Source organism: Rhizobium sp. BK538 (genome assembly GCF_014197575.1).
GTDB lineage: Bacteria > Pseudomonadota > Alphaproteobacteria > Rhizobiales > Rhizobiaceae > Rhizobium.
This window is the reverse complement of record NZ_JACIFT010000016.1, coordinates 1-24,604: the sequence shown is the minus strand read 5'-3', so window position 1 is coordinate 24,604 and position 24,604 is coordinate 1. Positions and strand designations below refer to the sequence as shown.

The window sequence follows — 24,604 nt, the reverse complement described above, 5'->3', positions numbered from 1 at the left end:
GGCATATGCAAACGGTGGGCCCAATATCGCAATGCAGCAATCGCGTCCACCGTGGGGGCACATCTTGGCGATGAAAAGCCGAAGCGCAAGACAAAAATACGACTTTATAGGCCGGATTTGCCGATTCCGCAGGCATTACTCTCCTATATCGGGCGCTTTTGCCATCAATACCGCCAGCGGCAAGGGAGTATTAGCCAGCAACCGAATGACTGGCAGATCTATGCCGTCGGCAATAGTCGTCCGCTCACCTACAGGCGGCAACCGTTTTTCTCCGGACACGCTTCCTGGAAGAACAGCATAGTGCATCACCGCGCTTTCCGTGTGCGGCAGTCGGACGATGCCGGTGCCGCGCAATTCGATCAAACCGGCAATCGTGGCAGGGCACGTCGCAATCACCGTTCCATCCTGTTTTGAGATCAGCACTTGGTCGTCGGCAACGAGTATCGCCGACATGCCCATGCGCTGCGCTTCGTTGATGCAAGCAAAGGCGAGCATCGACTTTCCCCATCCCGAAGGGCCCATGAAAAGAAGACCGGTGCTGCCGACGACGATAGCGGTTGCGTGGATGTTCGAAGGGGTGTCCGTCATGCGGTGGTATTGGCGGGAAGGGCGAGGATGAAGCGCGCTCCGAGCAGCTTTTCGCTCTCGGGATCGATAATGTTCTCCGCGCGCAGCGAACCGCCATGTGCCTCGGCGATCTGGCGGCTGATTGACAGGCCGAGGCCAGAATTCTGCCCGAAGCCCTCAGATTCCGGCCTATCGGTATAGAAGCGCTCGAAAATACGATCGATGTTTTCGGCCTGAATGCCCGGCCCGTTATCCTCGACGTAAACGATGCAGCGAGAGCGCGTTCTGACCAGCCGCACGGTAATCCTGCCGTCATGCTCCGGCACGAAGGAGCGCGCGTTCTCAATCAGGTTGGTAACGATCTGGCCGATGCGCAGGTCGTGGCCGTTCACCACGAAGCGCGTCTTGACGCCCGGCTTGCGCTCGATGGCGAACTCAATCTGCACTTCTTTCTTGCGACTGCGAATTTGCCGAGACACGTCGATGAGGTCGCGAAGCAGGATTTCCAGATCGACCGAACCTGCATCGACCCGCGCCAACTCGGCATCGAGACGGGAGGCGTCGGAAATATCGCTGATCAGGCGGTCGAGGCGGCGAACGTCATGTTGGATGACGTCAAGCAGCCGTTTCTTGGAATCGTCCGTTTTGGCGAGTGGGAGTGTCTCGACGGCGCTGCGGAGCGACGTCAGCGGGTTTTTCAGTTCGTGGCTGACGTCGGCCGCAAAGCTTTCGATCGCGTCGATACGGTCGTAGAGAGCTGTTGTCATCTCGCGCAGCGCAATTGAGAGGTTGCCGATCTCGTCCTGACGTGCGGAAAAGTCCGGAATTTCCTCGCGTTCCTTTGCGCCGCGGCGAACACGGATGGCGGCGGCGGATAGACGCCGCAGTGGGTTGGCGATTGTCGAGGAGAGAACAAGAGACAGCAGAACGTTGACAAGCGTCGCGACCCCGAACACGCGCATGATGCCGAGGCGCTCGGCGTGGACGATATTGTCGATATCGCCTGCTTGCGTGGACAACAGCAGCACACCGAGAACAGCGCGGAAGCGCTGGATCGGAACGGCGACCGAAACGATCAGCTCGCCTTTCTCCGTGGTGCGAACCACGGCGCCGCGCACGCCGGTCAGCGCGTTCATCACCTCGGGATAGATGGAGCCATCACCGCCCGGCGCTTCCTTGTACAGCGGCAGGTTTCCAGGCTGCAGAACCTTGTTGAAGATCGTCGTGAACCACTGGCTCCAGGTCTGCTCCTCGTCATCCACCGGCGGCAGATCAAAACGCAGGACCTGGCCGCGCGAATAGAGGTGGCGAGAGTCGAGCAGCAGGTTGGCGTCGGCATCGAAAATGCGCGCACGGGTTCTCGTCGGTGAAATCAAGCGGCGCAAGACCGGCGCGACCTTTTCCGGGTCGATCGGGAACTCGAGGTCCTCGTCGTTCGGCACCGGGGTAATGCTCTGGCCAGCCTGCAGTTCGAGCAGCTTTTCCGGGTCGATCGTGATCGAGTTCGTGTCGACCGAAGCGGAAGCCGAGACGGCGCCCGCGATGATTTCGCCCTGCGTCAGAAGGCTTTCGACGCGGGCGTCGATCAGCCCTTCGCGGAACTGATTGAGGTAGAGAATGCCGCCGACCAGGACGACAAGCGCCGCGAGATTGAAGAAGAGGATGCGGCGTGTCAGGCTGGAAAAGACGGCATTGCCGAAGATGCGGCGGATGATCGTGAAGGGATGTGACCAGCGTCGTCCCCTGACGCGGCGACTGCTTACGCCTTCCGCCTCATCCAGATCCCTTTCCTGCACCAACTGTGCCAACGACAGGCCCTTTCGGAGAGCGGGCCGCTTTCGCGATCACCAGCTCTCGACAATTCTCAGATGCCGCGCCGCTTCGGCGTCAGGCTGCTTCGCGGAAGCGGTACCCCACTCCGTAGAGCGTTTCAATCATATCAAAGTCGGTATCGACCATCTTGAATTTCTTGCGGAGCCGCTTGATGTGGCTGTCGATGGTGCGATCGTCGACATAGACCTGCTCGTCATAAGCCGCATCCATCAATGCGTCACGGCTTTTGACGACGCCCGGACGCTGGGCCAGCGAATGCAGAATGAGGAATTCGGTCACCGTCAGCGTCACCGGCTCACCTTTCCATGTGCAGGTGTGGCGTTCCTGGTCCATAACCAGTTGGCCGCGCTCCAGCGAGCGGGCAAGCTGCTGTGCGGTGCCCGGTTTTGGAGCAGCACCGCCGGCCGCGGCGGCAGCCTCGCGGCTCGATGCGCGGCGCAGGACGGCGCGCACACGCTCGACCAGAAGACGCTGCGAGAACGGCTTGGTAATAAAGTCGTCGGCGCCCATCTTCAGGCCAAACAGCTCATCGATTTCCTCATCCTTGGAGGTGAGGAAGATAACCGGCATGTCGGATTTCTGTCGCAGGCGGCGCAGGAGTTCCATGCCGTCCATGCGAGGCATCTTGATGTCGAAGATGGCAAGATGCGGCGGGCGGGCGAGGAGACCGTCGAGGGCGGAGGCGCCATCGGTATAGGTCTCGACCTTGTATCCTTCGGCCTCGAGTGCGATCGATACCGAGGTGAGGATATTGCGGTCGTCGTCAACGAGCGCGATTGTCGGCATGGTATTCGTCTCCGTCATCTATGCGCGTCTCCAGGTATTTAGAAGGTCCCCAGGCGGCCTTTGTGAACCGGATGCGCTTATGGGGATAAAGGTGGAACAAATTGTGGCAAAGATAAAGGGTGAGATTGCTGTAAAGTTTTGAAGGCAACCAAAAGTGGTGTCGCCATTTAATCCAGCCATTTCTGATTCAAACGATTTAAAATATCACAGGAAAATTTAAATCGATTAATAGTTTGATATTACTACGTTTTATTGATTTTCTGCTATTGCGTTTTAAAAAAGCCGCCCGTACGGTCAGCCTCAGTTCTTAACGGCACGAGCCTCAAGGGAAGGGAAAGACCATGGAGCTGTTCGGAGTCCACAACCCGGCGATAGAGCTGGCGACGATCGGTTTGGGGAGTGCAAACAGCGCTCGCTATAACTTTACGGCCGCCTCCCTCTATGAAGAATCGATTCGCCGGGGTGAGGCTGAACTCACCGCGCATGGTGCGTTGCGCGCGTTGACGGGTCAGCACACCGGCCGCTCGCCGAGGGACAAGTTCGTCGTTCGTGATGCCAACACCGACGGTCAGATCTGGTGGGACAACAACAAGCCGATGTCGCCGGAGAACTTCGCGCTCCTGAAGCAGGACATGCTCGCGCACGCCGCCGGCAAGGATCTGTTCGTTCAGGATCTCATCGGCGGTGCCGATGAGAAGAATGCGCTGCCGACGCGTGTCGTCACCGAGTTGGCCTGGCATTCGCTGTTCATTCGTAACCTGCTGATCCGCCCGGAGCGCTCGACCCTCAAATCTTTCGCTCCGAAGCTGACGATCATCAACCTGCCGACCTTCAAGGCCGACCCCGAGCGCTATGGCTGCCGCACGGAAACCGTCATCGCTTGCGACCTGACGAATGGCGAAGTGCTGATCGCCGGCACCTTCTATGCCGGCGAGATGAAGAAGTCGGTTTTCACCGTGCTGAACTATCTGCTCCCGGCAAGGGGGGTGATGCCGATGCACTGCTCGGCCAATGTTGGCCCGGCTGACGATGCCGCGGTCTTCTTCGGCCTCTCGGGCACCGGCAAGACGACGCTCTCGGCCGATCCAGCTCGCACGCTGATCGGTGACGACGAGCATGGCTGGGGCGAGGACGGCATCTTCAATTTCGAGGGTGGCTGCTACGCCAAGACCATCCGTCTGTCGGCGGAAGCGGAACCGGAAATCTATGCAACGACGCAGCGTTTCGGCACCGTTCTCGAGAACGTCGTTCTGAACGATCAGCGCGAACCTGATTTCAACGATGGCTCGCTGACGGAAAACACGCGCTGTGCCTACCCGCTGGATTTCATTCCGAACGCCTCGAAGACAGGTCTTGCCGGTCACCCGAAGACGATCATCATGCTGACTGCCGATGCCTTCGGCGTCATGCCGCCGATCGCCAAATTGACGCCAGATCAGGCCATGTACCACTTCCTGTCGGGCTACACCGCCAAGGTGGCCGGCACCGAGCGGGGCGTGACCGAGCCGGAAGCGACCTTCTCGACCTGCTTCGGTGCGCCGTTCATGCCACGCCATCCGTCGGAATACGGCAATCTCCTGAAGGATCTCATCGGCCGCCACGGGGTCGAATGCTGGCTGGTCAACACCGGCTGGACCGGCGGCGCTTACGGCACCGGAAAGCGCATGCCGATCAAGGCAACGCGCACGCTGCTTGGCGCAGCGCTCTCGGGCGAACTCGGCAAGGCGGACTTCCGCGTTGATCCGAATTTCGGCTTCGCGGTTCCCGTCGCGGTGCCGGGCGTCGAGACTGCCATCCTCGATCCGCGTTCCACGTGGCAGGATCCGATCGCCTATGACGCACAGGCCGGCAAGCTCGTGACGATGTTCATCGAGAACTTCGCCAAGTTCGAAGGCCACGTCGATGGCGGGGTGCGCGATGCGGCCCCGGGGTTTCGCGCCGCGGCTGAATGACGCGCCAAAACATTGATGATTCACGTGAAACTCGGCGGCGTTCGCCGGGTTTCTTTGTCTGTTCCCAAGCGCCGGCCGATGTGAGATAGAAATCGCATGGCCAGCGACCCGCTTTATATCAACGATCGAATCACCATCGCCGGATGGGAGTTGACGGAGCAGTTCGTCCTGGCGGGTGGCCCCGGCGGACAGAACGTCAACAAGGTCTCGACATCAGTCCAGCTGTTCTTCAACATTCCCAACTCACCCTCCCTGAATGAGCGCGTGAAGGTGAATGCCGTGAAGCTTGCTGGCAAGCGCCTGTCGAAAGAAGGTGTGCTGATGATCGAGGCAAGCCGCTTCCGAAGCCAGGATCGCAACCGCGAAGACGCGCGTGAGCGGCTGAAGGAGCTGATTCTCGAGGCGGCAAAACCGCCGCCGCCGCCCCGTAAGAAAACCAAGCCGACAAAAGGATCGATCGAACGCCGGCTGAAGGAGAAGTCGGGCCGCGCCGAGGTGAAGAAGATGCGTGGGCGCCCGCTCGGAGATTGATATGCTGAAGCTGCCGAACGGCGTCAGTCACCTTCCGGACTGCCTGGACCGACCGCGGCAGCAGGGATTGGTCGATATCATCCGGTCGATCGTGGCGGACGCACCGCTTTTCGTGCCCGTCATGCCCGGTACCGGCAAGCCGATGTCGGTGCGTATGACGAATTGTGGGCCGCTCGGCTGGGTCACGGACAAGGAGCGCGGCTATCGCTACCAGTCAACTCATCCCGTTACGGGCAAGCCCTGGCCGGATATGCCCACGGAGTTGCTGGAAATCTGGAACGACGTCTCCGGCTGCGACAAGCCTCCGCAGGCCTGCCTCATCAACTTCTATTCCGACGAGGCGCGCATGGGCCTGCATCAGGACAAGGACGAACAGGATCTCGCAGCACCGGTGGTGTCGATATCGCTCGGTAATAGCTGCCTCTTTCGCGTCGGTGGTCTAGCGCGCAACGACCGTACCCTTTCCTTCAAACTTTCAAGCGGCGATGTCGTGGTCTTGGGCGCGGAAGGGCGCCTTTGTTTCCACGGTGTCGACAAGGTCTATCCATCGACATCGACGCTGCTGAAAAACGGTGGCCGGATTAATCTCACACTTCGCCGGGTAACGCCTTAGAGTTTCCTCAGGGCCACCTGTTCGATCAGGTGATTGTTGCCCTTGCGCAGGATCAGGTCGGCGCGCGGACGCGTCGGCAGGATGTTTTCCCGCAGGTTCTTCAGGTTGATGTTTTCCCAGAGGCCTTCGGCGATCGTCAGCGCCTCCTTCTCGCTGATCGAAGCATAGCGATGGAAGAAGGAGTGGGGATCGCGAAACGCCGTTTCACGCAGCCGCATGAAGCGCGTCACGTACCAGTCGTGAATCCGGCTTTCGTCCGCATCGATGTAGATGGAAAAGTCGAAGAAGTCGGAGACCATGGGCACGATCTTGCCGCCGGCCGGCAGGTCGCGCGATTGCAGGACGTTGATGCCCTCGAAGATCAGGATGTCCGGCCGGTCGACGATCTTGTATTCGTTCGGAAGGACGTCATAGACCAGATGCGAATAGGATGGCGCTTTGACGTTCGGCTGTCCGGCCTTGATCGCGGCCAGGAAGCGCAAGATCGCGCCGGTATCATAGCTCTCGGGAAAGCCCTTGCGCTGCATCAGGTTTTCACGCTGCAGCACGGCGTTCGGGTGCAGGAAGCCGTCGGTGGTCACGAGATCCACCTTCGGGCTGGATGGCCAGCGCGTCAGCAGTTCCTTCAGGATACGGGCAGTTGTCGATTTGCCGACGGCCACCGAACCCGCGATGCCGATCACGAACGGCGTCTTCGCGACGTCAGAGAGACTGAGGAAGCGGTTGCGCTGCTCAAAAAGCAACTGCGACGATTCCACATGGGCAGAGAGAAGGCGCGAAAGCGACAGATAGATCCGCCGCACTTCATCAAGGTCGATCGGGTCGCCCATGGAGCGCAGCCGCTTGACCTCGTCCCCTTTCAGGGTCAGCGGCGTATCCGCACGGAAGCGCGCCCATTCCTCGGAGGAAAAGAAGTGGTAGGGCGAATAGGCATTCGCCTGAAAATGATCGAGCGTCTCGGGCGCTCCGATGAGCTGTCTAGCGATACTCATGAACTTTGCCGGCTCGCCTTTTCCTTCAGGCCGGATTGAGCGGTACGGCGCTCAAGCTCCGCCATGACAGTTTGCAACGGAATGCCCGCCACCTTCAATACGACCAATAGGTGATAGAGCAGGTCGGCGGCTTCATAGGTGAGGTTCTCGCGGTCATCGGCGATCGCCGCCATCACGGCCTCGATTGCCTCCTCGCCGAGTTTCTTGGCAGCTTTCGCCTGACCGGCGGAAACAAGCTTTGCCGTCCAGGATTCCTCCGGCGAGGCCTTGGATCGTGCATCGACAATCTTTTCCAGGTCGGCGAGGGTAAATTCACTCATGATTCCGCTTTCCACTCAGTCCAGACGCATGTCGATGCCGCAGGACGACATATAGCGCTTCGCTTCGCCGACGGAATAGGTGCCGAAGTGGAAGATCGATGCGGCCAGAACGGCGTTGGCATGTCCTTGCTTGACGCCCGCCACGAGATCGTCGAGGTCGCCGACGCCGCCCGAGGCGATAACCGGCACCCGAACCGAATCCGCAATGGCCCGCGTCAGCTCGAGATCGTAGCCGACCTTCGTTCCGTCGCGGTCCATCGAGGTAACAAGCAGTTCACCGGCCCCACGCTCGACCATTTTCCGAGCGAAATCCACGGCGTCGATGCCGGTCGCATTGCGGCCGCCATGCGTATAGATCTCCCAGGCGCTGACATCGCCTTGCGCCGGCGTAGTCCGTCGCTTTGCATCAATCGAAACGACGATGCACTGGTCGCCGAACTTATCCGCCGCTTCCGCAACGAAATCCGGATTGTTGACGGCGGCCGAATTGATCGAAACCTTGTCCGCGCCGCAAAGCAGCAGCTTGCGAATGTCAGCGATGGTGCGAACGCCGCCGCCGACGGTGACAGGCATGAAGCACTGCTCGGCGGTACGAGCCACGACGTCGAAGATCGTTTCGCGATTGTCCGAAGAAGCGGTGATGTCGAGGAAGCAGAGCTCGTCGGCGCCGGCAGCATCATAAGCCTTGGCGGCCTCGACCGGATCTCCGGCATCTACCAGATTGACGAAGTTGACACCCTTGACGACGCGGCCGTCCTTGACGTCGAGGCACGGAATGACACGGGCCTTCAGGGTCATTGAGCAAGCTCCTTTGCGCGTGCGGTCGAAATCAGCGCCAGCGCCTCGTTCGGATCGATACGTCCATCATACAGCGCGCGGCCGGAGATCGCACCTTCGAGCTTGCGTGCGTCGGGCTCGAGCATCCGCTTCACGTCCTCGATCGAAGCGAGGCCGCCGGACGCGATCACCGGGATCGATACGGCTTCGGCAAGTTCGAGCGTCGACGCCCAATTGATGCCGGCGAGGATGCCATCGCGATCGATGTCGGTATAAATGATCGCGGCAACGCCGGCACCTTCGAATTTCTTCGCCAGCTCGATGACGCCGAGCTCGGATGCTTCGGCCCAACCCTCAACGGCAACTTTGCCGCGCTTGGCATCGATGCCGACGGCAACGCGGCCGGGAAACTTCTTGCAGGCTTCGATCACCAGTGCCGGATCGCGAACGGCGATGGTGCCGAGAATGACGCGGGCGAGGCCACGCGACAGCCAGTTGTCGATATGGTCGAGCGTGCGGATGCCACCGCCGAGCTGGACGGGGTTCTTCGTTGCCTTCAGGATCGCATCGACTGCCGCGCCATTGACGCTTTCACCGGCAAAAGCGCCATTCAAATCAACGACATGCAGCCACTCGAATCCCTGATCTTCAAACGCCTTCGCCTGGGCACCAGGGTCGGGATTATAGACGGTCGCTTGGTCCATATCGCCGAGTTTGAGGCGAACGCACTGACCGTCTTTGAGGTCGATTGCAGGAAATAGGATCATTCTGTCTGTCCTTGCAGTGTGCGAGCCTTAAGGCTTCCAGCGCAGGAAATTGGCAATCAGGGCGAGGCCGAGCTTCTGGCTCTTTTCGGGATGGAACTGGGCTCCCGCTAGGTTGTCGCGGCCGACGAAAGCAGTGATCGGTCCGCCGTAATCGGCCGTCGCAATTACGTCGCCGGGGTTCTTCGCCGCCAGATGATACGAATGCACAAAATAGGCATGCAGCCCATCCGGCCCGGTCGGAATGGTGTCGAACAGCGGGTGAGGGGATTTCAGATCCAGCGTATTCCAGCCGATTTGCGGAATCTTCAGATTGGCGTCCGCAGGCGTCATTTCAACGACGTCACCGGGAATCCAGTCGAAACCATCAGTGACAGTCTTCTCAAGACCGCGCGACGACATCAGCTGCATGCCGACACAAATGCCAAGAAACGGCCGGGCCTTCTTCTCGACCGCATCGATCAGTGCTTCCGACATACCGGAAACGGCATCGAGCCCGCGCCGGCAGTCGGCATAGGCGCCGACACCCGGCAGCACCACGCGATCGGCGGCCGCTACGGCCTCGGCCCTGTCGGTCAGATCGATCACAGCATCGATGCCAGCTTCCCGCGCGGCTCGTTCGAAGGCCTTTGTCGCCGAACGCAGATTGCCGGAACCGTAATCTATAATTGCGACGCGCATCAGCGTCCTCCATCAAAACCAAAGAGACCGAGCGAGGTGGCGTTGCCGTGTCGCGGGGCATGGGATGTGGGATCCCATTGCGGCGAGGGCGCCGCGCGGCTGTCGCCGGTGTCGGTCGGAACATTCGAAAAGTAGATCTCTTCCGCGGTCCGCAGCGAGTCGGCCGAAACCAGGTCGGCTTCGTTCCAGCCCTTCGCGACCAGATTGCGTACACGAAGGTTCTGGCCCTCGAGCGCGACCAGCAGACTGGTGCCGAAGGTGATGGCGACGCCGACTGGCCAGAGGTCTGCGCGGTCTGCCAGAGCACCGCCGAGGCTCTGCAGGAGAAATGCCGCGATGGCGTAAAGCCAGAGCCGGTGGAAGGCCAGCCATATCCAAGGGAAGAGAAACCCGAGCACGGTGAACCCGTCGCGGATGAAGCGCGTCTTCTCGTGGTTGGTGTCCGTTCCGCCGGGCGCGGTCAGCACCAGGTAGCTGGAAGTCATATCGTCAAGCTCCCTCGGGGGGCTCAGACGAGCGTGCCCTTCGTCGAGGGAACACGGCCCGCCTGCCTCGGATCTATCTCTGTCGCCGTACGCAGCGCGCGGGCAACGGCCTTGAAGCATGTCTCCGCAATATGGTGGTTGTTGGCACCATAATGGTTGAGAATATGCAAGGTGATGCCGGCGTTCTGGGCAAGCGCCTGGAAGAATTCGCGAACGAGCTCGGTGTCGAATGTGCCGATCTTCGGCGCGCTGAAGGCGACGTTCCAGACGAGGAAGGGACGACCGGAAAGGTCTACGGCTGCCTTCGTCATCGTCTCGTCCATGGCGAGATCGATCGATGCGTAGCGCGTGATACCGCGGCGCTCGCCGAGTGCCTTGGCAATCGCCTGGCCGATCGCGATGCCGGTGTCTTCGACCGTGTGATGATCGTCGATATGCAGATCACCCTCGGTCTCGATCTCCATGTCGATGAGCGAATGTCGTGACAATTGGTCGAGCATATGGTCGAAGAAGCCGACGCCAGTCGAAATCTTCGACTTTCCGGTGCCGTCGAGATTGACGGAAACGGAAACCGAAGTCTCGTTCGTCTTGCGGGACACGGTGCCCGTGCGGCTTGCTGCGGTCTCGGCCATATGGCTGCTCCATCGGGAAATACGGGCGTTCCTTATCAGGCAAGCCGCTAAATATCCAGAACCGCGGAGCCAGAAAACGACGCCATTTGCAATCGGCATTCACGCACTTACATAGGGCTCGACAGGGCCGGTGTTCGGCCCGACGTAGCGAGCCCGGGCAGACGGGCAAAGGTGTATTGATGACAACGATTATTACAGTCCGAAAGGGCGGCAAGGTCATCATGGCCGGCGACGGCCAGGTGAGCCTCGGCCAGACCGTGATGAAAGGCAATGCCCGCAAGGTGCGGCGCATTGGCAAGGGCGAAGTCATTGCCGGTTTCGCGGGCGCCACCGCGGACGCCTTCACGCTTCTCGAGCGGCTTGAAAAGAAGCTCGAGCAATATCCGGGCCAGCTGATGCGCGCGGCCGTCGAGCTCGCCAAGGATTGGCGCACGGACAAGTACCTCCGCAATCTCGAAGCCATGATGCTCGTCGCCGACAAGCAGGTGACGCTGGCGATCACGGGCAACGGTGACGTTCTTGAGCCGGAGCATGGTGCCATGGCGATCGGTTCGGGCGGCAATTTTGCGCTCGCTGCAGCTCGCGCCCTGATGGACACGGACAAATCAGCGGAAGAGGTGGCGCGTCGCGCCCTCGATATTGCCGCCGATATTTGCGTCTACACGAACCATAGTGTGGTGGTGGAAACCCTGGATGCTGAAAGCTGAGCACGCCCCGAATTACCGTTTCCGCGACATCAGCCATGAGGATTTTGGCCTCGTGGCAAAATGGCTGGCAGAGCCGCATGTTGCGAAATGGTGGGGCGCGCCCGAGACAGAGCTTGCGTCGATCGAAGAGGCGATGGAGAGCGTCGAGACAAGGCCGATGATCGTGGAAATGGATGGGCAGCCGATAGGCTACCTGCAAAGCTATGATCCTCATCTGGAAGACGGTCATCCCTATCAGGATCAGCCGAAGGGGACGCTGGGCGTCGATATTTCGATCGGAGTTCCCGAGCTGACGGGCAAGGGTCATGGCACGGCCATCATCCGCCAGTTGGCGGCTGAGCTCTTTGCGAGCGGCGCCAGGCGCATCGTGATCGATCCGGATCCCGAAAACCGTCAGGCGATCAGGGCCTACGAAAAAGCAGGCTTCCACTACGTCGATACAAGAACTTCCATTTACGGTCCGGCGCATTTCATGGCGTTGGACGCACCCGGAGTAACGGACACATGACCACTTTTTCCCCTCGCGAGATCGTTTCCGAGCTCGATCGCTATATTATCGGCCAGCATGAGGCCAAGCGCGCGGTGGCAATCGCGTTGCGCAATCGTTGGCGCCGCCATCAGCTCGATCCAGATCTGCGCGACGAAGTCATGCCCAAGAACATCCTGATGATCGGTCCGACTGGTGTCGGCAAGACGGAAATCTCCCGCCGTCTCGCCAAACTGGCGGGTGCGCCCTTCATCAAGGTCGAAGCGACTAAGTTCACCGAAGTCGGCTATGTCGGCCGCGACGTCGAGCAGATCATCCGCGACCTCGTCGAGGTCGGCATCGGGCTCGCCCGCGAGAAGAAGCGCAGCGAAGTTGAGGCCAAGGCGCATATGAGTGCGGAAGAGCGCGTTCTCGATGCGCTCGTCGGTGCCACGGCCTCGCCGGCGACGCGCGACAGCTTCCGCAAGAAGCTGCGCAGCGGCGAGCTTGACGACAAGGAGATCGATATCGAAATCGCCGATACCGCCACCGGTATGGGTGGCTTCGACATTCCCGGCATGCCTGGCGCCAACATTGGCGTGCTCAACCTTTCCGAAATGTTCGGTAGGGCGATGGGCGGCCGCACCAAGAAGGTCCGCACGACGGTCAAGGCGTCCTATACGGATCTGATCCGTGACGAGTCCGACAAGCTGATCGACAACGAAGTCATCCAGCGCGACGCGGTCCGTGCGGTCGAGAATGACGGCATCGTCTTCCTCGACGAGATCGACAAGATCGCTGCTCGCGACGGCGGGATGGGTGCTGGCGTTTCGCGAGAAGGCGTGCAGCGCGACCTTCTTCCGCTGGTCGAAGGTACGACGGTGTCGACGAAGTACGGCCCAGTGAAGACGGACCACGTCCTTTTCATCGCCTCCGGCGCATTCCATGTCTCCAAGCCGTCCGATCTGTTGCCGGAATTGCAAGGTCGTCTGCCGATCCGCGTCGAGCTGCGCGCGCTCACCAAGGAAGACTTCCGCCGTATCCTGACGGAAACCGAGGCGAGCCTTATCCGCCAGTACAAGGCGCTGATGGAGACCGAGGGCCTCAGCCTCGAGTTCACGGATAACGGCATCGATGCCTTGGCCGATGTCGCTGTCCACCTGAACTCCTCGGTCGAAAACATCGGCGCACGCCGCCTCCAGACCGTCATGGAACGTGTTTTGGATGAAATCTCCTTCAACGCTCCGGATCGCGGCGGCTCGACCGTGGTGATCGATGCCGACTATGTCCGCAAGCACGTCGGCGACCTAGCGCAGAACACGGATCTGTCCCGGTTCATCCTGTGATGAACAAGCATCGGGTCATGTCTTTACTGATGTGATGCGGCGATTTTGACAGCTTGAACTCTCGACAGCGGGCCTTTTACTTTTTAGTGAAGGGCCCGTTTAGTTGTGGGCGCCAGCATCATTCGGCCAAGATTGTGGTCCAGTCAGCGCGTTTCGCGACAATGCCATGAACCGATGGGAACGCTGATAGTGCGACGCCTTCTGACAAGCCTCCTGATTGCTGCTGCCGTGCTGACCACGGCGCCCGCTTTTGCCATGCAAGTGGTACCGCCAGGCAATCGTCATGCAGAGCAACCGGATGTTCCAGGCGCCTCGGTTCGCCGCACCAAAGGCACGAAGACCTCGTTCGATCGCAAATACGAGAAGGTCCGTGACCTTCTGGCGTCGGATCACGAGCTGACGGGCAAGATCAAGAAGATTTCGGCCGCTTACGGCATCGACCCAATCCACGTGATCGGCGCGATTGTTGGCGAGCACACCTATAATGTCGACGCCTATGACCGCTTGCAGTCTTATTATGTGAAGGCCGCATCCTACGCCGGCGAGAGCTTCCGCTTTGCCTATAATGGCGAGGACGTGGACGACTTCATCAAGCGACCGCAGTTCGCCGAATGCAACGGCAAGGGCGATTCCTACACGCTTTGGAGCTGCCGCGAGGATATCTGGGAGAGCGATTTCCGCGGCAAGACGGTCGACGGCAAGAGCTTCCCGGACAACCGCTTCAGCGCCGTTTTCTTCCAGCCCTTCTACGCCGGTCAGACCTTCGGGCTTGGCCAGATCAACCCGCTGACGGCCCTCATGCTCTCGGACCTCGTCTCCAAGGTGTCGGGCTATGGGAAGCTGAACGAGAAAGATGCCGGTTCCGTCTACAAGGCGATCATGGAGCCTGATGTCTCGCTCGCTTTCGTTGCCGCCTCCATCCGTCGGTCGATCGACGACTACAAGCAGATCGCCGACATGGATATCTCCAGAAATCCAGGCCTGACCGCCACGCTCTACAATGTCGGCAATTCGCGCCAGCGCGCGGCCGCTCTTGCCGCCAAGAACCACGCTTCGGGCGAAACGGTCTGGCCTGAAGAGAACTATTACGGCTGGTTGGTCAATGATAAACTGGACGAGTTGGAGCGCCTGCTCTAGCTTTTGCCTTGCCGGAAGAGCTTAAAAATCTTCCGCGAAAGGCTGAATTCTCATGGACATGCGTCCGGATCCATTTGAGCCACCAGCGCCGCTGCCGCGAACAGTGCCGCCGGGCCGTCTTGAGATCATCCGCACGATCCTGCGCAACCCACTGGAGCTCTGGGGTGAGCCTTCCTATACGCTCCCGTGGATCCAGACGCGGTTCTTTCGTGAAAGAACCCTGATCGTCAACGATCCCGGCCTGATCCGCCATGTTCTCGTCGACAATGCCGCGAACTACCGTATGTCGGACATTCGCCAGCTTATCCTGCGTCCCATCCTGCGCGACGGACTGCTGACGGCGGAAGGGGATGTTTGGAAGCGCTCGCGCAAGGCGGTTGCACCAGTTTTCACGCCGCGCCATGCAAGCGGCTTTGCCGGGCAGATGCTGCGTCAGTCCGAGGACTATGCGAGGAAATACGAGGCGGCCGGCAGCGAGGGCAAGGTCTTCGAGATCGCCGCCGACATGACGGAGCTGACCTTCGCCATTCTCGCCGATACGCTGTTTTCGGGTGAGATCGTCACTTCCTCCGACAGCTTTGCCGATGACGTCAACGCCCTCTTGCACCGAATGGGGCGCGTCGATCCGATGGACTTGCTGCGCGCGCCGTCCTGGGTTCCACGCGTGACCCGCATCGGTGGCCAGAAGGTGCTCGACAAGTTCCGCAACATTGTGCGCCAGACCATGGACGCCCGGCTCGCGCGCATGCGGGCCGATCGAACTGCCGCGCCGGACGACTTCCTGACCCTCCTCCTTGAGCAGGCCGAAAGCGGCGGACTGACAAATGACGAAATCGAAGACAATATTCTCACCTTCATCGGTGCCGGTCATGAGACCACGGCACGCGCGCTCGCCTGGACCCTTTACTGCGTGGCGAATACGCCGCATTTCCGCGACGCGATGGAGGAAGAGATCGATCGCGTGCTGGCGCAGGACGTTGAGCCGGTGAGGTGGCTCGATCTGATGCCTTACACCCGCGCGGCGTTCGAAGAAGCGCTGCGGCTCTATCCGCCGGCACCGTCGATCAATCGCGCCGCCATTGCTGCCGATCGCTGGACCGACGCGAAAGGTGAAACGGTCGAGATCGAGTCCGGCGTCACCGTCCTCATCATGCCGTGGACACTACATCGCCACGAACTCTATTGGGACAAGCCGCGCGCCTACATGCCGGAGCGGTTCCTACCCGAGAATCGCGGCAAGATCGGTCGTTTCCAGTTCCTGCCGTTCGGCGCCGGCCCGCGCGTCTGTATCGGTGCAACCTTTGCCCTGCAGGAAGCCGTCATCGCTCTGGCGGTGCTCATGCATCGTTTCCGCTTCGATCTAACGGAGCAGACGAAGCCCTGGCCGGTGCAAAAGCTGACAACGCAGCCGCAAAACGGCCTGCCGATGCTCGTCACGCTGCGGTCTTTGCCTAGATCGGCATAAATCTTTCGAACTATTGCATAATTGACTATGAATGAAAGCCGGGCAAAGTGGCAGCATGCGAAAAAACTGCGTGGGTGCTAGGAGACATTGAATGAGCCGCATCGATAAAAACGGTCTTGCTGTTGAAGCTGTCCTTTATGAGTTTCTGGTCAAGGAAGCGCTGCCCGGGCTGAAGATCGATACCGACAAGTTCTTTGCCGATTTCTCGACCATCGTTCACGATCTGGCGCCGCGCAATCGGGAGCTGCTCGCAAAGCGCGATGCGCTCCAGCTTCGTATCGATGATTGGTACCGCCAGCACGGCGCGCCGACCGATATGGAAGCCTATCAGGCCTTCCTCCGAGACATTGGCTATATCCTGCCGGAGGGTTCCGACTTTCAGGTGACGACCACGAACGTCGATTCGGAAATCGCCTCGATCGCCGGACCGCAGCTTGTTGTCCCCGTTATGAATGCGCGCTACGCGCTGAATGCCGCCAACGCCCGCTGGGGCTCGCTCTACGATGCGCTCTATGGGACGGATGCGATTCCCGAGACCGACGGTGCCGAGAAGGGCAAGGGCTACAATCCGAAGCGCGGTGGGAAGGTCATTGCCTGGGTTCGCGATTTCCTCGACACCGCCGCTCCGCTCGACGGCTGGAGCTGGAAGGATGTTGCGACGTTTGCTGTCCGGGAGGGTGCTCTGGCCGTCACCTCAACCGATGGTGAGCATCTTTCACTGACCGATGCGGCGCACTTTGCCGGCTATCAAGGTGATGCCGCGACGCCGACTCACATCCTGCTGAAGAACAACGGCATCCATATCGACATCGTCATTGATGCCTCAACAGTGATCGGCAAGAGCGATCCGGCGCATATTTCCGACGTCTGGCTGGAATCAGCGATCACGACGATCATGGACTGCGAAGATTCGGTGGCGGCGGTCGATGCCGAAGACAAGGTCGTCGTCTATCGCAATTGGCTCGGCCTCATGAAGGGTGACCTTCAGGAAGAGGTATCGAAGGGCGGCTCGAGTTTCATTCGCAAACTCAATCCCGATCTACAGTACAGCGATCCGGCCGGCACGCCTTTCGAAGTGCATCGCCGCTCGCTGATGCTGGTGCGTAACGTCGGCCATCTCATGACGAATCCGGCTATCCTTGATCGCGACGGTAATGAAGTGCCGGAGGGCATCCTGGACGCGATGGTCACCGGCACGATTGCGCTCTACGACGTCGGCCCGAACGGCCGCCGCAAGAATTCCCGCACCGGCTCGGTCTACGTCGTCAAGCCGAAGATGCATGGCCCCGAGGAAGTCGCCTTCGCCGCCGAGATCTTCTCGCGCGTCGAGGACGCCCTCGGCATGGCTCGCAATACGATCAAGATGGGCATCATGGACGAGGAGCGTCGGACGACCATCAATCTCAAGGAATGCATCCGTGCCGCCCGCGAACGTGTGGTCTTCATCAACACCGGTTTCCTGGATCGCACCGGGGATGAAATCCACACCTCAATGGAAGCCGGCCCGATGATCCGCAAAGGTGACATGAAGCGGGCCGCCTGGATCGCTGCCTACGAAAACTGGAACGTCGATATCGGCCTCGAATGCGGCCTCTCTGGCCATGCGCAGATCGGCAAGGGCATGTGGGCCATGCCGGATCTGATGGCGGCGATGCTGGAGCAGAAAATCGCGCACCCGAAGGCAGGCGCCAACACCGCCTGGGTTCCGTCCCCGACGGCCGCGACGCTGCACGCGACGCACTATCACCGCGTCAGTGTCGCCCGTGTCCAGCATGGTCTCAAGGATCGTGCGCGCGCCAAGCTCTCCGATATTCTTTCGGTCCCCGTCGCGGTCCGTCCAAATTGGACGCCGGAGGAAATCCAGCGCGAACTCGACAACAATGCCCAAGGCATATTGGGTTACGTTGTCCGCTGGGTCGATCAGGGCGTCGGCTGCTCCAAGGTGCCTGACATCAATAATGTCGGCCTCATGGAGGACCGTGCGACGCTGCGTATTTCCGCCCAGCATATGGCCAACTGGCTGCACCACAAGGTCACGACCGAAGCGCAGATCGTCGAGACGATGAAGCGCATGGCCGCCGTCGTCGACCAGCAGAATGCCTCCGATCCAGCCTACGCGCCGATGGCTGCCGATTTCGACGGTTCGATTGCCTTCCAGGCGGCACTTGACCTTGTTTTAAAGGGCAGGGCGCAGCCGAACGGCTATACTGAGCCAGTCCTGCATCGCCGCCGCCTCGAGCTGAAGGCCAAGCAGGCGGCCTGACGAGGATAAATCAATACAAAAGGCCGCCGAAACAATGTCCCGGCGGCCTTTTTAATACCCTATTTCAGCGACAGCCTACTGGATAACGATGACCTTCGAGGTCGTCTTGCCAGGGCGTACGCGGCTGTAGAGGTCGATGACGTCCTGGTTCATCAGGCGAATGCAGCCGGAGGAAGCAGCGGTGCCGATCGAAGCCCATTCCGGTGTGCCGTGCAGGCGGAAGAGGGTATCCTGACCCTTTTCGTTGAAGAGGTACATGGCGCGCGCGCCAAGCGGGTTGCTGAGGCCCGGGCCCATGCCCTCCTCGACATACTTCGCGACTTCGGGCTTGCGCTCGGCCATTTCCTTCGGCGGGTGCCAAGTCGGCCATTCCTGCTTCCAGGCGACGTAGGCCGTGCCTTCCCATGCAAAGCCCTGCTTGCCGACGCCGATGCCGTAACGCATCGCCTTGCCGCCGGGCAGAATGTAGTAGAGGAAGCGCTCGCGCGTGTTGACGATGATCGTGCCCGGGCGTTCGGTGGTTTCGTAAGAGACGATCTGCCGGCGGAACTGCGGCTTAACCTTCTGGATCGGGATCGCCGGAAGCGAATATCCCGCATCCGTCGTCAGGCCGTAAGCGTCGTCGAAGATCTGCGCGGTCTGGACGGTCGGCCCCGGGGCGCCCTCGTCTTCGACGGAGGCGCTCTCGGTAGTCGAGGAGCAACCGGCCAGAGCGAGCGTCGCCATCAGGCCGAATACAGAAAATGCATTGCGGATGCGCATGGATGTCTCTTAAGAAATAGACTGGGAGGAACGGCTTTTGAACCATCTTTGAATATGGTTTATTTTCGATTAACTTTGCCTTTGCAAGCTGTTGCAGTGCGGCAAAACCAATACGCAGCGGCAAATTAGAAGCGCATGGTTTTTTTGCAACAACGCGCGCGCCGGACCGATGGTTATCCATGACGATTTTGAGTGTTTACAATAACAATCCGTTAATAGACGGCCGGCAGTCGGACAGAGCTATGCTCGTGCGCCGCGGGACTCAGATTTTACTTCATGAGATGCGTCACGCCGTCTTGCCCGAACTGTCGCTTGCAAGCGGGCGACGGGCAGATCTGATCACCATTTCGGAGAAAGGCGAGATCTGGATCATCGAGATCAAGACCTCGATCGAGGATTTTCGTGTCGACCGCAAGTGGCCGGACTATCGCCTGCATTGTGATCGGCTGTTCTTCGCGACACACAAGGATGTTCCGCTCGATATCTTCCCTGACGATTGCGGCCTGTTTCTCTCTGACGGTTACGGCGCGCATATGATCCGCGAAGCGCCGGAGCATCGCCTTGCGCCCGCCACACGCAAATCGGTCACCCTGAATTTCTCTCGCGCAGCTGCCCGGCGCCTGCTGCTGGCCGAGTGGGCAAACGGCAAGCCTTTCGAAGTCGACGATATCTAGAGTTATTTGGGCGCGCGCTTGGCAAGAATCCGCTGCAGGGTGCGGCGATGCATGTTGAGCCGCCGCGCCGTCTCCGAGACATTGCGCTCACACATCTCATAAACCCGCTGGATATGCTCCCAGCGTACCCGGTCGGCTGACATTGGGTTTTCCGGCAGCTCCGCCTTCTCGCCGGCCCGCTGCGTCAACGCGGCATACACGTCGTCGGCATCGGCAGGCTTTGCCAGGTAGTCGACGGCGCCGAGCTTCACCGCCGTGACGGCTGTCGCAATATTGCCGTAGCCGGTCAAAACGATGATCCGCGTGTCGTCCCGACGCTGCCGGATCGCCTCGATCACATCCAGCCCATTGCCGTCGCCAAGTCGTAGGTCGACGACAGCGTATTTCGGCGGATGGATCTTTGACTTGGCAACACCCTCGGCGACCGACTCGGCTGTCTCGACCTTAAAGCCGCGCGTCTCCATCGCGCGTGCCAGGCGGCGCAGAAACGGCCCGTCATCATCGACAATCAGCAGGCTGGCGTCCGGACCTATATGATCCGCATCTGCAAGGGAGGATTCGTGGTCAAGCTCGTTCATATTCGTCAATCCCGGCAACCGCCTGCCTGATATAAGTCAAGTATCCCGCTTTTCATTATGCCGATAGCGTCATTTTGTCGAATTTGCATCGATCAGCATGCGCGGCCATTCGACACGGACACGCGCTCCGGCCGTCTCCGGCATGCGGTTCTCGAACACAAGCGACGCGCCGGATCGCTCCAGAAGCGTCTTGGCGATGAAGAGGCCAAGTCCCAGCCCGCCGGCGCGGTCTTCCCGCTGTCTCTTTGTGACATAGGGTTCGCCAATCCGGGTCAGAATATCGGAAGAGTAGCCCTCGCCGTCGTCCTCGACCGTGATGAGGACTTTTCTAGCATCATGCTCGACCGTCACTGTGACCTTGGCGCGGGCGTAGTCGACGGCGTTCTCGATCAAATTGCCGAGCCCATACATGATACCGGCATTGCGATCGGTTACGGGCTCGCCCTTGCGCGGGCTCTTCTCGATCAGTTCGAGTTTGATGCCGAATTCCCTGTGTGGTGCCACGATCTCTTCCATCATGGATGAAAGCGGCAGCCGCCGAAGATGTGCCTCGCCTTCCGCGGAAAGTGTCGCCAGGCGCCGCAGGATATCGCGACACCGCTCACTCTGGCTGCGCAAGAGCTGCACATCCTCGCGAAAGCGATCGTCGTCTTTCAACTCTCGCTCCATCTCCTTGGCGACGACGCTGATAGTGGCGAGCGGCGTGCCAAGCTCGTGTGCTGCAGCGGCGGCAAGGCCGTCCAGCTGTGAAAGGTGTTTCTCCCGCTGCAGCACAAGTTCGGTTGCAGCCAAGGCGTCGGCCAGCTGGCTCGCCTCCATCGAGACGCGGTAGGCGTAGAAGGCGGCGAAGGCCATGGTCGATGCGATCGAGCACCAGACGCCGAACTGCATCACGGTATGGACATTGATCTCGACTCCGTCGAACCACGGCAAGGGAAAGGGCGAGAAGGCGAGGATGGTAATGCAGACCATCGCAACGAGAATGAGCACCGTGCTGAAGCGGATCGGCTGCGATGCGAAGGAAATGATGACAGGAACACAGACGAGGGCGGCGAAGGGATTGGCAAGGCCACCAGTGATGAAGAGCAGCGCGCAAAGCTGCAGAAGGTCGAAGCCGAGCAGCGCGAAGGCCGCGCCCGGGTAGAGCCGATGCGTCGGCGGATAGCGGATCATCAGGTAGAAATTGACCGCTGCCAGTGCTGCGATCAGCACCGCGCATGCGATAAGCGGAAGCGGAAACTTCAGCCAGAAGGCAACGATGAACACTGTCACGGCCTGGCCACCGACGGCAAGCCACCTCAATCGCACCAGTGTCTGCAGTCTCAGGCGTCTGCTGCTGTGCCTATCCTCTTCCGGCGAACTCTCGACATTATCGACCATGTGGCATCCCTTGCTTGCTAGGGCTCATGTACCACGCGGTTTCACCCTTGTCGTCGGCATGGCGTCCTCCGGCCGCTCAGGCCAGGGGTGCTTGGGATAGCGGCCGCGCATCTCGGTGCGCACGTCCTTCCACGAGCCGGCCCAGAAGCCGGGCAGATCGCGGGTTGTCTGGATCGGCCTGTGCGCCGGCGATGTCAGCTCAAGGAGCAGCGGCAGCCGTCCGCCGCCAATCGCCGGATGCTGCTTGAGGCCGAAGAGTTCCTGCACACGAATGGTCAGGGTCGGTTCTTCGCCGTCATATTGGATCGGATGCCGCTGGCCCGTTGGCGCTTCGAAATGCGTCGGCGCGAGGTTGGAAAGATCCCGCTGCAGTTCGCGCGGTATCAGCGCCATCAACCCAGTCGAAAGGCCCGATGGGGAAATGTCGGAAATCCCTCGAGCATCCATCTGATAGGGAACGAACCACTCGTCGAGCCGCGCAAGCAATGCTTCGTCGCTGAGATCAGGCCACGGATCACCGATGCTGCGGTGAAGAAAGCCGATGCGTTCGCGAAGCTGCATGGCCTCTTTGGAAAAGGGAAGCTGTTCCAACCCCAGCTCGCGCACGCCTTCTGCCAGCGCACGGCTGATGGCTTCGCCGGTAGGGCGGGGCAGCGGCGTCTCGTCGAAGACGATCGCGCCGAGCCGTGTCGCCCGTCTGGCTCTGACCTGCCGGCTTTGCCGGTCGAAGAAGGTCTGGTCATCGATCGAAATGGCATCGGGCAACTCTTCCTCGATGTCAGCGCGCAAAACCTCTGCTGCCGCCAAAATGCGCCCCTGCGCCGCGCGGCCTGTCAGGTCGGCGATGACGAGCATCTGGCTGCCGGCAAGTCGTTCGGTCTCCGGCAGTTCCGCGCCGCGTCCGTTCGCCATCAGGAACCGGCCTCTGCCACCGCGCTGCAGCGCGATGCGGTCAGGAAAGGCGTGCAGCAGCAGCCTTCCCGTCTGGCTGGGATCCGTTGCCTTGGCGACATCGAGACCCTTGGCCAGTCGAGCCGCCAATTGGCGCGCGCCTTCGGCGCGATCGCCGCGCTCCGACCGGAAGCGTCGCATCCGCTCTTCGAGGTCTATACTAGGGCCGCCGAGGCCTTGTTCGGTCAGCAGCACGGCAAGCGCCGCCGCATCCCTCGCATGCCCGATCTCGCCGGCAGAGATCACCATAGCGGCCAGACGCGGTGGCAACGCAAGGTCGCGCATCATCTTTCCGCGCGCAGTCAGTCCTCCGTCCTCGCCGAGTGCGCCGAGCTGTCGCAACAGCACGCGCGCTTCCGAAAGCGTCGTCTCCGGCGGCTGGTCGACAAAGGACAGCGACCGGGTATCCTGCACGCCCCAGTGGGCAAGGTCGAGAACCAAGCCGGAGAGATCGCTGGAGAGAATCTGCGGTGGCGTGAATGCCGGCAATGCGGCCGTCTGCCCCTGATGCCACAGACGGACAGCGATACCGGGCTCGGTACGCCCCGCACGCCCGGCGCGTTGGTCGGCTGAGGCGCGTGAAACGCGGACCGTTTCCAGCCGCGTGATACCGGTAGATGCCTCGAACACAGGAAGCCGCTGCAGGCCGCTATCGATCACGATCCGCACGCCGTCGATGGTGATCGACGTCTCGGCGATCGACGTGGCGAGCACGACCTTGCGCGTCCCGGGCTCGGCCGGTCGGATTGCCGCATCCTGTTCTTTCAGTGTCAGGTTGCCGTAGAGTGGTGCGATCAGTGTCTGCATCCCGAAGCGTCCTTCTAGCCGCGCGGCCGTCCGGGCGATCTCCGCCTGGCCGGGCAGAAAGGCGAGGATTGATCCGCTCTCGCTGGCGTGGGCGTCAATGATCGCGCGTGCCATTGCATCTTCTATGCGTTCGCCGCCCGGACGATCCTGATGGCGGATGTCGATCGGATAGCTTCGTCCCATGCTTTCGATCAGAGGCGGTTGATCGAGAAGCGCTGCGATGCGGGCAACATCAAGGGTTGCCGACATCACGAGCACGCGCAGGTCATCGCGTAAGGCGGATTGCACGTCGAGCGCCAGCGCCAGGCCGAAGTCGGCGTCCAGGGAGCGCTCGTGGAACTCGTCGAAAATGACGGTCGAGACGCCAACGAGCTCAGGATCGTCGAGGATCATGCGGGCGAACACGCCCTCGGTGACAACCTCTATCCGAGTTCTGGCGGATATTCTGGTGTCGAGGCGCATGCGATAGCCGACCGTCTCCCCGACGGTCTCGCCGAGCAGCGATGCCATGCGGCTTGCTGCTGCGCGTGCTGCGAGGCGCCGCGGCTCCAGGAGCACGATCTTCCCGTCGCCGCGCCATTCCTGGTTTAACAGGTAGAGCGGTACGAGTGTCGTCTTGCCGGCACCCGGTGGTGCCGAAAGCACTGCGCGGCCCCGCGTGCCGAGTGCTGCTCCAATGGCGGGAAGAACATGCGAAACCGGAAGGTCCGGCAGGGAGGTCGTGCGGTTCACGTGCGCGTCGTTGTCTCATAGGTGGGATGGTACAGTTGCTCATCGTCCAGGATAAGCATCTCGTCAGCCCTAGGGATATCTGAACGTGAAACTACCGGCACAGCCCCGTTACGTGCAAGTCATGCGGCCTTCTGGGCGCAGCGAGCTCAAGAATAGCGCAACTATACAGCCAGAGATAGAACCTCGAGCCCGTCGACACAGGCAGGAGTCGCTGCCATTGGTCGTGAAGCCAACCAAAAACACTCTTTCAGAAAATCCGTCAATCGAATCAATCTGTTACAAAAATGTCAAAAAACTTTGTTGGGTGGTGTTGACTTAGAAAAGGGGCAGGGTCTATAAGCCCGATCACTGACGAGGGCGGCGGCGCTGCTGGCGACGAAGTCCTTCGCTCTGAAGTTTCTTT

General features: G+C 60.5%; 24 protein-coding genes. 10 read left to right on the top strand and 14 right to left on the bottom strand.

The genetic code is table 11. From position 1 onward, the window contains the following. Positions 1-135: 135 nt before the first annotated feature. From FHX09_RS20140 to FHX09_RS20130, 3 genes are all read right to left on the bottom strand, one after another. Positions 136-588 (bottom strand): serine/threonine protein kinase, encoded by a 453-nt coding sequence (locus FHX09_RS20140; protein ID WP_132592330.1) that lies wholly within the window; start codon positions 586-588, stop codon positions 136-138. Beyond that, positions 585-2,348, bottom strand: a complete 1,764-nt coding sequence (locus tag FHX09_RS20135) for a sensor histidine kinase (protein WP_245505513.1) — start codon at positions 2,346-2,348, stop codon at positions 585-587. The genes FHX09_RS20140 and FHX09_RS20135 overlap by 4 nt, the downstream gene beginning before the upstream one ends. A 106-nt stretch (positions 2,349-2,454) precedes the next feature. Next, entirely contained in the window at positions 2,455-3,186 is a 732-nt protein-coding gene (locus tag FHX09_RS20130) for a response regulator transcription factor (protein ID WP_193385410.1), read from the bottom strand. A 341-nt stretch (positions 3,187-3,527) separates the two neighbouring features. On the opposite strand from FHX09_RS20130, the gene FHX09_RS20125 reads away from it, so the two are divergent. The 3 genes from FHX09_RS20125 to FHX09_RS20115 all read left to right on the top strand — a co-directional run bounded on the left by FHX09_RS20125 (position 3,528) and on the right by FHX09_RS20115 (position 6,282). After that, the gene (locus tag FHX09_RS20125) at positions 3,528-5,138 is read left to right on the top strand and encodes a phosphoenolpyruvate carboxykinase (protein WP_183719733.1); all 1,611 of its coding nucleotides are present in this window, start codon (positions 3,528-3,530) and stop codon (positions 5,136-5,138) included. 96 nt (positions 5,139-5,234) lie between these two features. Further along, entirely contained in the window at positions 5,235-5,669 is a 435-nt protein-coding gene (arfB, locus tag FHX09_RS20120) for an alternative ribosome rescue aminoacyl-tRNA hydrolase ArfB (RefSeq protein ID WP_007798015.1), read from the top strand. A 1-nt stretch (position 5,670) separates the two neighbouring features. Beyond that, a complete protein-coding gene (locus FHX09_RS20115; protein ID WP_132592324.1) occupies positions 5,671-6,282 on the top strand; it encodes an alpha-ketoglutarate-dependent dioxygenase AlkB in 612 nt (203 codons plus the stop codon). Here the strand turns inward: FHX09_RS20115 and coaA are convergent. Genes coaA through hisB form a run of 7 tightly spaced genes read right to left on the bottom strand, consistent with a single transcriptional unit; the run spans position 6,279 to position 10,933 of the window. Then, on the bottom strand, positions 6,279-7,274 hold the full coding sequence (gene coaA / locus FHX09_RS20110; protein WP_007798008.1) for a type I pantothenate kinase: 996 nt from the start codon (positions 7,272-7,274) through the stop codon (positions 6,279-6,281). The genes FHX09_RS20115 and coaA overlap by 4 nt on opposite strands. After that, entirely contained in the window at positions 7,271-7,594 is a 324-nt protein-coding gene (locus FHX09_RS20105; protein WP_132592322.1) for a phosphoribosyl-ATP diphosphatase, read from the bottom strand. Before FHX09_RS20105 ends, coaA begins: the two co-directional genes overlap by 4 nt. Positions 7,595-7,609: 15 nt before the next feature. Continuing rightward, a complete protein-coding gene (gene hisF, locus FHX09_RS20100) occupies positions 7,610-8,392 on the bottom strand; it encodes an imidazole glycerol phosphate synthase subunit HisF (RefSeq protein WP_132592320.1) in 783 nt (260 codons plus the stop codon). After that, the gene (gene hisA / locus FHX09_RS20095) at positions 8,389-9,138 is read right to left on the bottom strand and encodes a 1-(5-phosphoribosyl)-5-[(5-phosphoribosylamino)methylideneamino]imidazole-4-carboxamide isomerase (protein ID WP_184450543.1); all 750 of its coding nucleotides are present in this window, start codon (positions 9,136-9,138) and stop codon (positions 8,389-8,391) included. Before hisA ends, hisF begins: the two co-directional genes overlap by 4 nt. Positions 9,139-9,165: 27 nt before the next feature. Further along, complete coding sequence (hisH, locus tag FHX09_RS20090; protein ID WP_184450542.1) at positions 9,166-9,816, bottom strand: imidazole glycerol phosphate synthase subunit HisH; 651 nt, start codon at positions 9,814-9,816, stop codon at positions 9,166-9,168. Next, positions 9,816-10,301, bottom strand: a complete 486-nt coding sequence (locus FHX09_RS20085) for a DUF2628 domain-containing protein (RefSeq protein WP_007797993.1) — start codon at positions 10,299-10,301, stop codon at positions 9,816-9,818. Before FHX09_RS20085 ends, hisH begins: the two co-directional genes overlap by 1 nt. Before the next feature lie 23 nt (positions 10,302-10,324). Then, positions 10,325-10,933, bottom strand: coding sequence for an imidazoleglycerol-phosphate dehydratase HisB (hisB, locus tag FHX09_RS20080; RefSeq protein WP_184450541.1), 609 nt, complete (start codon positions 10,931-10,933; stop codon positions 10,325-10,327). A gap of 179 nt (positions 10,934-11,112) precedes the next feature. On the opposite strand from hisB, the gene hslV reads away from it, so the two are divergent. From hslV to FHX09_RS20050, 6 genes are all read left to right on the top strand, one after another. After that, complete coding sequence (hslV, locus tag FHX09_RS20075) at positions 11,113-11,640, top strand: ATP-dependent protease subunit HslV (RefSeq protein WP_007797985.1); 528 nt, start codon at positions 11,113-11,115, stop codon at positions 11,638-11,640. After that, complete coding sequence (locus tag FHX09_RS20070; RefSeq protein ID WP_007797982.1) at positions 11,627-12,148, top strand: GNAT family N-acetyltransferase; 522 nt, start codon at positions 11,627-11,629, stop codon at positions 12,146-12,148. Before hslV ends, FHX09_RS20070 begins: the two co-directional genes overlap by 14 nt. After that, positions 12,145-13,452: an ATP-dependent protease ATPase subunit HslU gene (gene hslU, locus FHX09_RS20065; protein WP_132592314.1), complete on the top strand. Its 1,308-nt coding sequence runs from the start codon at positions 12,145-12,147 to the stop codon at positions 13,450-13,452. The genes FHX09_RS20070 and hslU overlap by 4 nt, the downstream gene beginning before the upstream one ends. Positions 13,453-13,641: 189 nt before the next feature. Beyond that, positions 13,642-14,589, top strand: coding sequence for a DUF1402 family protein (locus FHX09_RS20060; RefSeq protein WP_132592312.1), 948 nt, complete (start codon positions 13,642-13,644; stop codon positions 14,587-14,589). Between the two features lie 52 nt (positions 14,590-14,641). Then, complete coding sequence (locus FHX09_RS20055) at positions 14,642-16,054, top strand: cytochrome P450 (RefSeq protein ID WP_132592310.1); 1,413 nt, start codon at positions 14,642-14,644, stop codon at positions 16,052-16,054. A gap of 91 nt (positions 16,055-16,145) precedes the next feature. Further along, a complete protein-coding gene (locus FHX09_RS20050) occupies positions 16,146-18,317 on the top strand; it encodes a malate synthase G (RefSeq protein WP_132592308.1) in 2,172 nt (723 codons plus the stop codon). 75 nt (positions 18,318-18,392) lie between these two features. On the opposite strand, the gene FHX09_RS20045 is transcribed toward FHX09_RS20050, so the two are convergent. Next, positions 18,393-19,079, bottom strand: coding sequence for a L,D-transpeptidase (locus tag FHX09_RS20045; protein ID WP_132592306.1), 687 nt, complete (start codon positions 19,077-19,079; stop codon positions 18,393-18,395). Between the two features lie 179 nt (positions 19,080-19,258). On the opposite strand from FHX09_RS20045, the gene FHX09_RS20040 reads away from it, so the two are divergent. After that, the gene (locus FHX09_RS20040; protein WP_132592304.1) at positions 19,259-19,753 is read left to right on the top strand and encodes an MmcB family DNA repair protein; all 495 of its coding nucleotides are present in this window, start codon (positions 19,259-19,261) and stop codon (positions 19,751-19,753) included. Positions 19,754-19,755: 2 nt separating this feature from the next. Here the strand turns inward: FHX09_RS20040 and FHX09_RS20035 are convergent, their stop codons facing one another. The 3 genes from FHX09_RS20035 to hrpB form a co-directional block, all read right to left on the bottom strand. Continuing rightward, complete coding sequence (locus FHX09_RS20035) at positions 19,756-20,331, bottom strand: ActR/PrrA/RegA family redox response regulator transcription factor (RefSeq protein ID WP_007797961.1); 576 nt, start codon at positions 20,329-20,331, stop codon at positions 19,756-19,758. Between the two features lie 69 nt (positions 20,332-20,400). Continuing rightward, on the bottom strand, positions 20,401-21,711 hold the full coding sequence (locus FHX09_RS20030) for an ActS/PrrB/RegB family redox-sensitive histidine kinase (RefSeq protein ID WP_007797957.1): 1,311 nt from the start codon (positions 21,709-21,711) through the stop codon (positions 20,401-20,403). A gap of 24 nt (positions 21,712-21,735) precedes the next feature. Next, a complete protein-coding gene (hrpB, locus tag FHX09_RS20025; RefSeq protein WP_184450540.1) occupies positions 21,736-24,201 on the bottom strand; it encodes an ATP-dependent helicase HrpB in 2,466 nt (821 codons plus the stop codon). Positions 24,202-24,604 lie beyond the last annotated feature (403 nt).

What these genes read in the sequence shown, in the direction of transcription:
- FHX09_RS20045 (WP_132592306.1), bottom strand. Translation starts at nt 19,079, where the DNA reads ATGCGCATCCGCAATGCATTTTCTGTATTCGGCCTGATGGCGACGCTC.
- FHX09_RS20070 (WP_007797982.1), top strand. Translation starts at nt 11,627, where the DNA reads ATGCTGAAAGCTGAGCACGCCCCGAATTACCGTTTCCGCGACATCAGC.
- hisA (WP_184450543.1), bottom strand. Translation starts at nt 9,138, where the DNA reads ATGATCCTATTTCCTGCAATCGACCTCAAAGACGGTCAGTGCGTTCGC.
- FHX09_RS20055 (WP_132592310.1), top strand. Translation starts at nt 14,642, where the DNA reads ATGGACATGCGTCCGGATCCATTTGAGCCACCAGCGCCGCTGCCGCGA.
- FHX09_RS20050 (WP_132592308.1), top strand. Translation starts at nt 16,146, where the DNA reads ATGAGCCGCATCGATAAAAACGGTCTTGCTGTTGAAGCTGTCCTTTAT.
- arfB (WP_007798015.1), top strand. Translation starts at nt 5,235, where the DNA reads ATGGCCAGCGACCCGCTTTATATCAACGATCGAATCACCATCGCCGGA.
- hisB (WP_184450541.1), bottom strand. Translation starts at nt 10,933, where the DNA reads ATGGCCGAGACCGCAGCAAGCCGCACGGGCACCGTGTCCCGCAAGACG.
- coaA (WP_007798008.1), bottom strand. Translation starts at nt 7,274, where the DNA reads ATGAGTATCGCTAGACAGCTCATCGGAGCGCCCGAGACGCTCGATCAT.
- FHX09_RS20105 (WP_132592322.1), bottom strand. Translation starts at nt 7,594, where the DNA reads ATGAGTGAATTTACCCTCGCCGACCTGGAAAAGATTGTCGATGCACGA.
- FHX09_RS20140 (WP_132592330.1), bottom strand. Translation starts at nt 588, where the DNA reads ATGACGGACACCCCTTCGAACATCCACGCAACCGCTATCGTCGTCGGC.
- hisH (WP_184450542.1), bottom strand. Translation starts at nt 9,816, where the DNA reads ATGCGCGTCGCAATTATAGATTACGGTTCCGGCAATCTGCGTTCGGCG.
- FHX09_RS20030 (WP_007797957.1), bottom strand. Translation starts at nt 21,711, where the DNA reads ATGGTCGATAATGTCGAGAGTTCGCCGGAAGAGGATAGGCACAGCAGC.
- FHX09_RS20040 (WP_132592304.1), top strand. Translation starts at nt 19,259, where the DNA reads ATGACGATTTTGAGTGTTTACAATAACAATCCGTTAATAGACGGCCGG.
- hisF (WP_132592320.1), bottom strand. Translation starts at nt 8,392, where the DNA reads ATGACCCTGAAGGCCCGTGTCATTCCGTGCCTCGACGTCAAGGACGGC.
- hslU (WP_132592314.1), top strand. Translation starts at nt 12,145, where the DNA reads ATGACCACTTTTTCCCCTCGCGAGATCGTTTCCGAGCTCGATCGCTAT.
- FHX09_RS20035 (WP_007797961.1), bottom strand. Translation starts at nt 20,331, where the DNA reads ATGAACGAGCTTGACCACGAATCCTCCCTTGCAGATGCGGATCATATA.
- FHX09_RS20125 (WP_183719733.1), top strand. Translation starts at nt 3,528, where the DNA reads ATGGAGCTGTTCGGAGTCCACAACCCGGCGATAGAGCTGGCGACGATC.
- FHX09_RS20130 (WP_193385410.1), bottom strand. Translation starts at nt 3,186, where the DNA reads ATGCCGACAATCGCGCTCGTTGACGACGACCGCAATATCCTCACCTCG.
- FHX09_RS20085 (WP_007797993.1), bottom strand. Translation starts at nt 10,301, where the DNA reads ATGACTTCCAGCTACCTGGTGCTGACCGCGCCCGGCGGAACGGACACC.
- FHX09_RS20115 (WP_132592324.1), top strand. Translation starts at nt 5,671, where the DNA reads ATGCTGAAGCTGCCGAACGGCGTCAGTCACCTTCCGGACTGCCTGGAC.
- hslV (WP_007797985.1), top strand. Translation starts at nt 11,113, where the DNA reads ATGACAACGATTATTACAGTCCGAAAGGGCGGCAAGGTCATCATGGCC.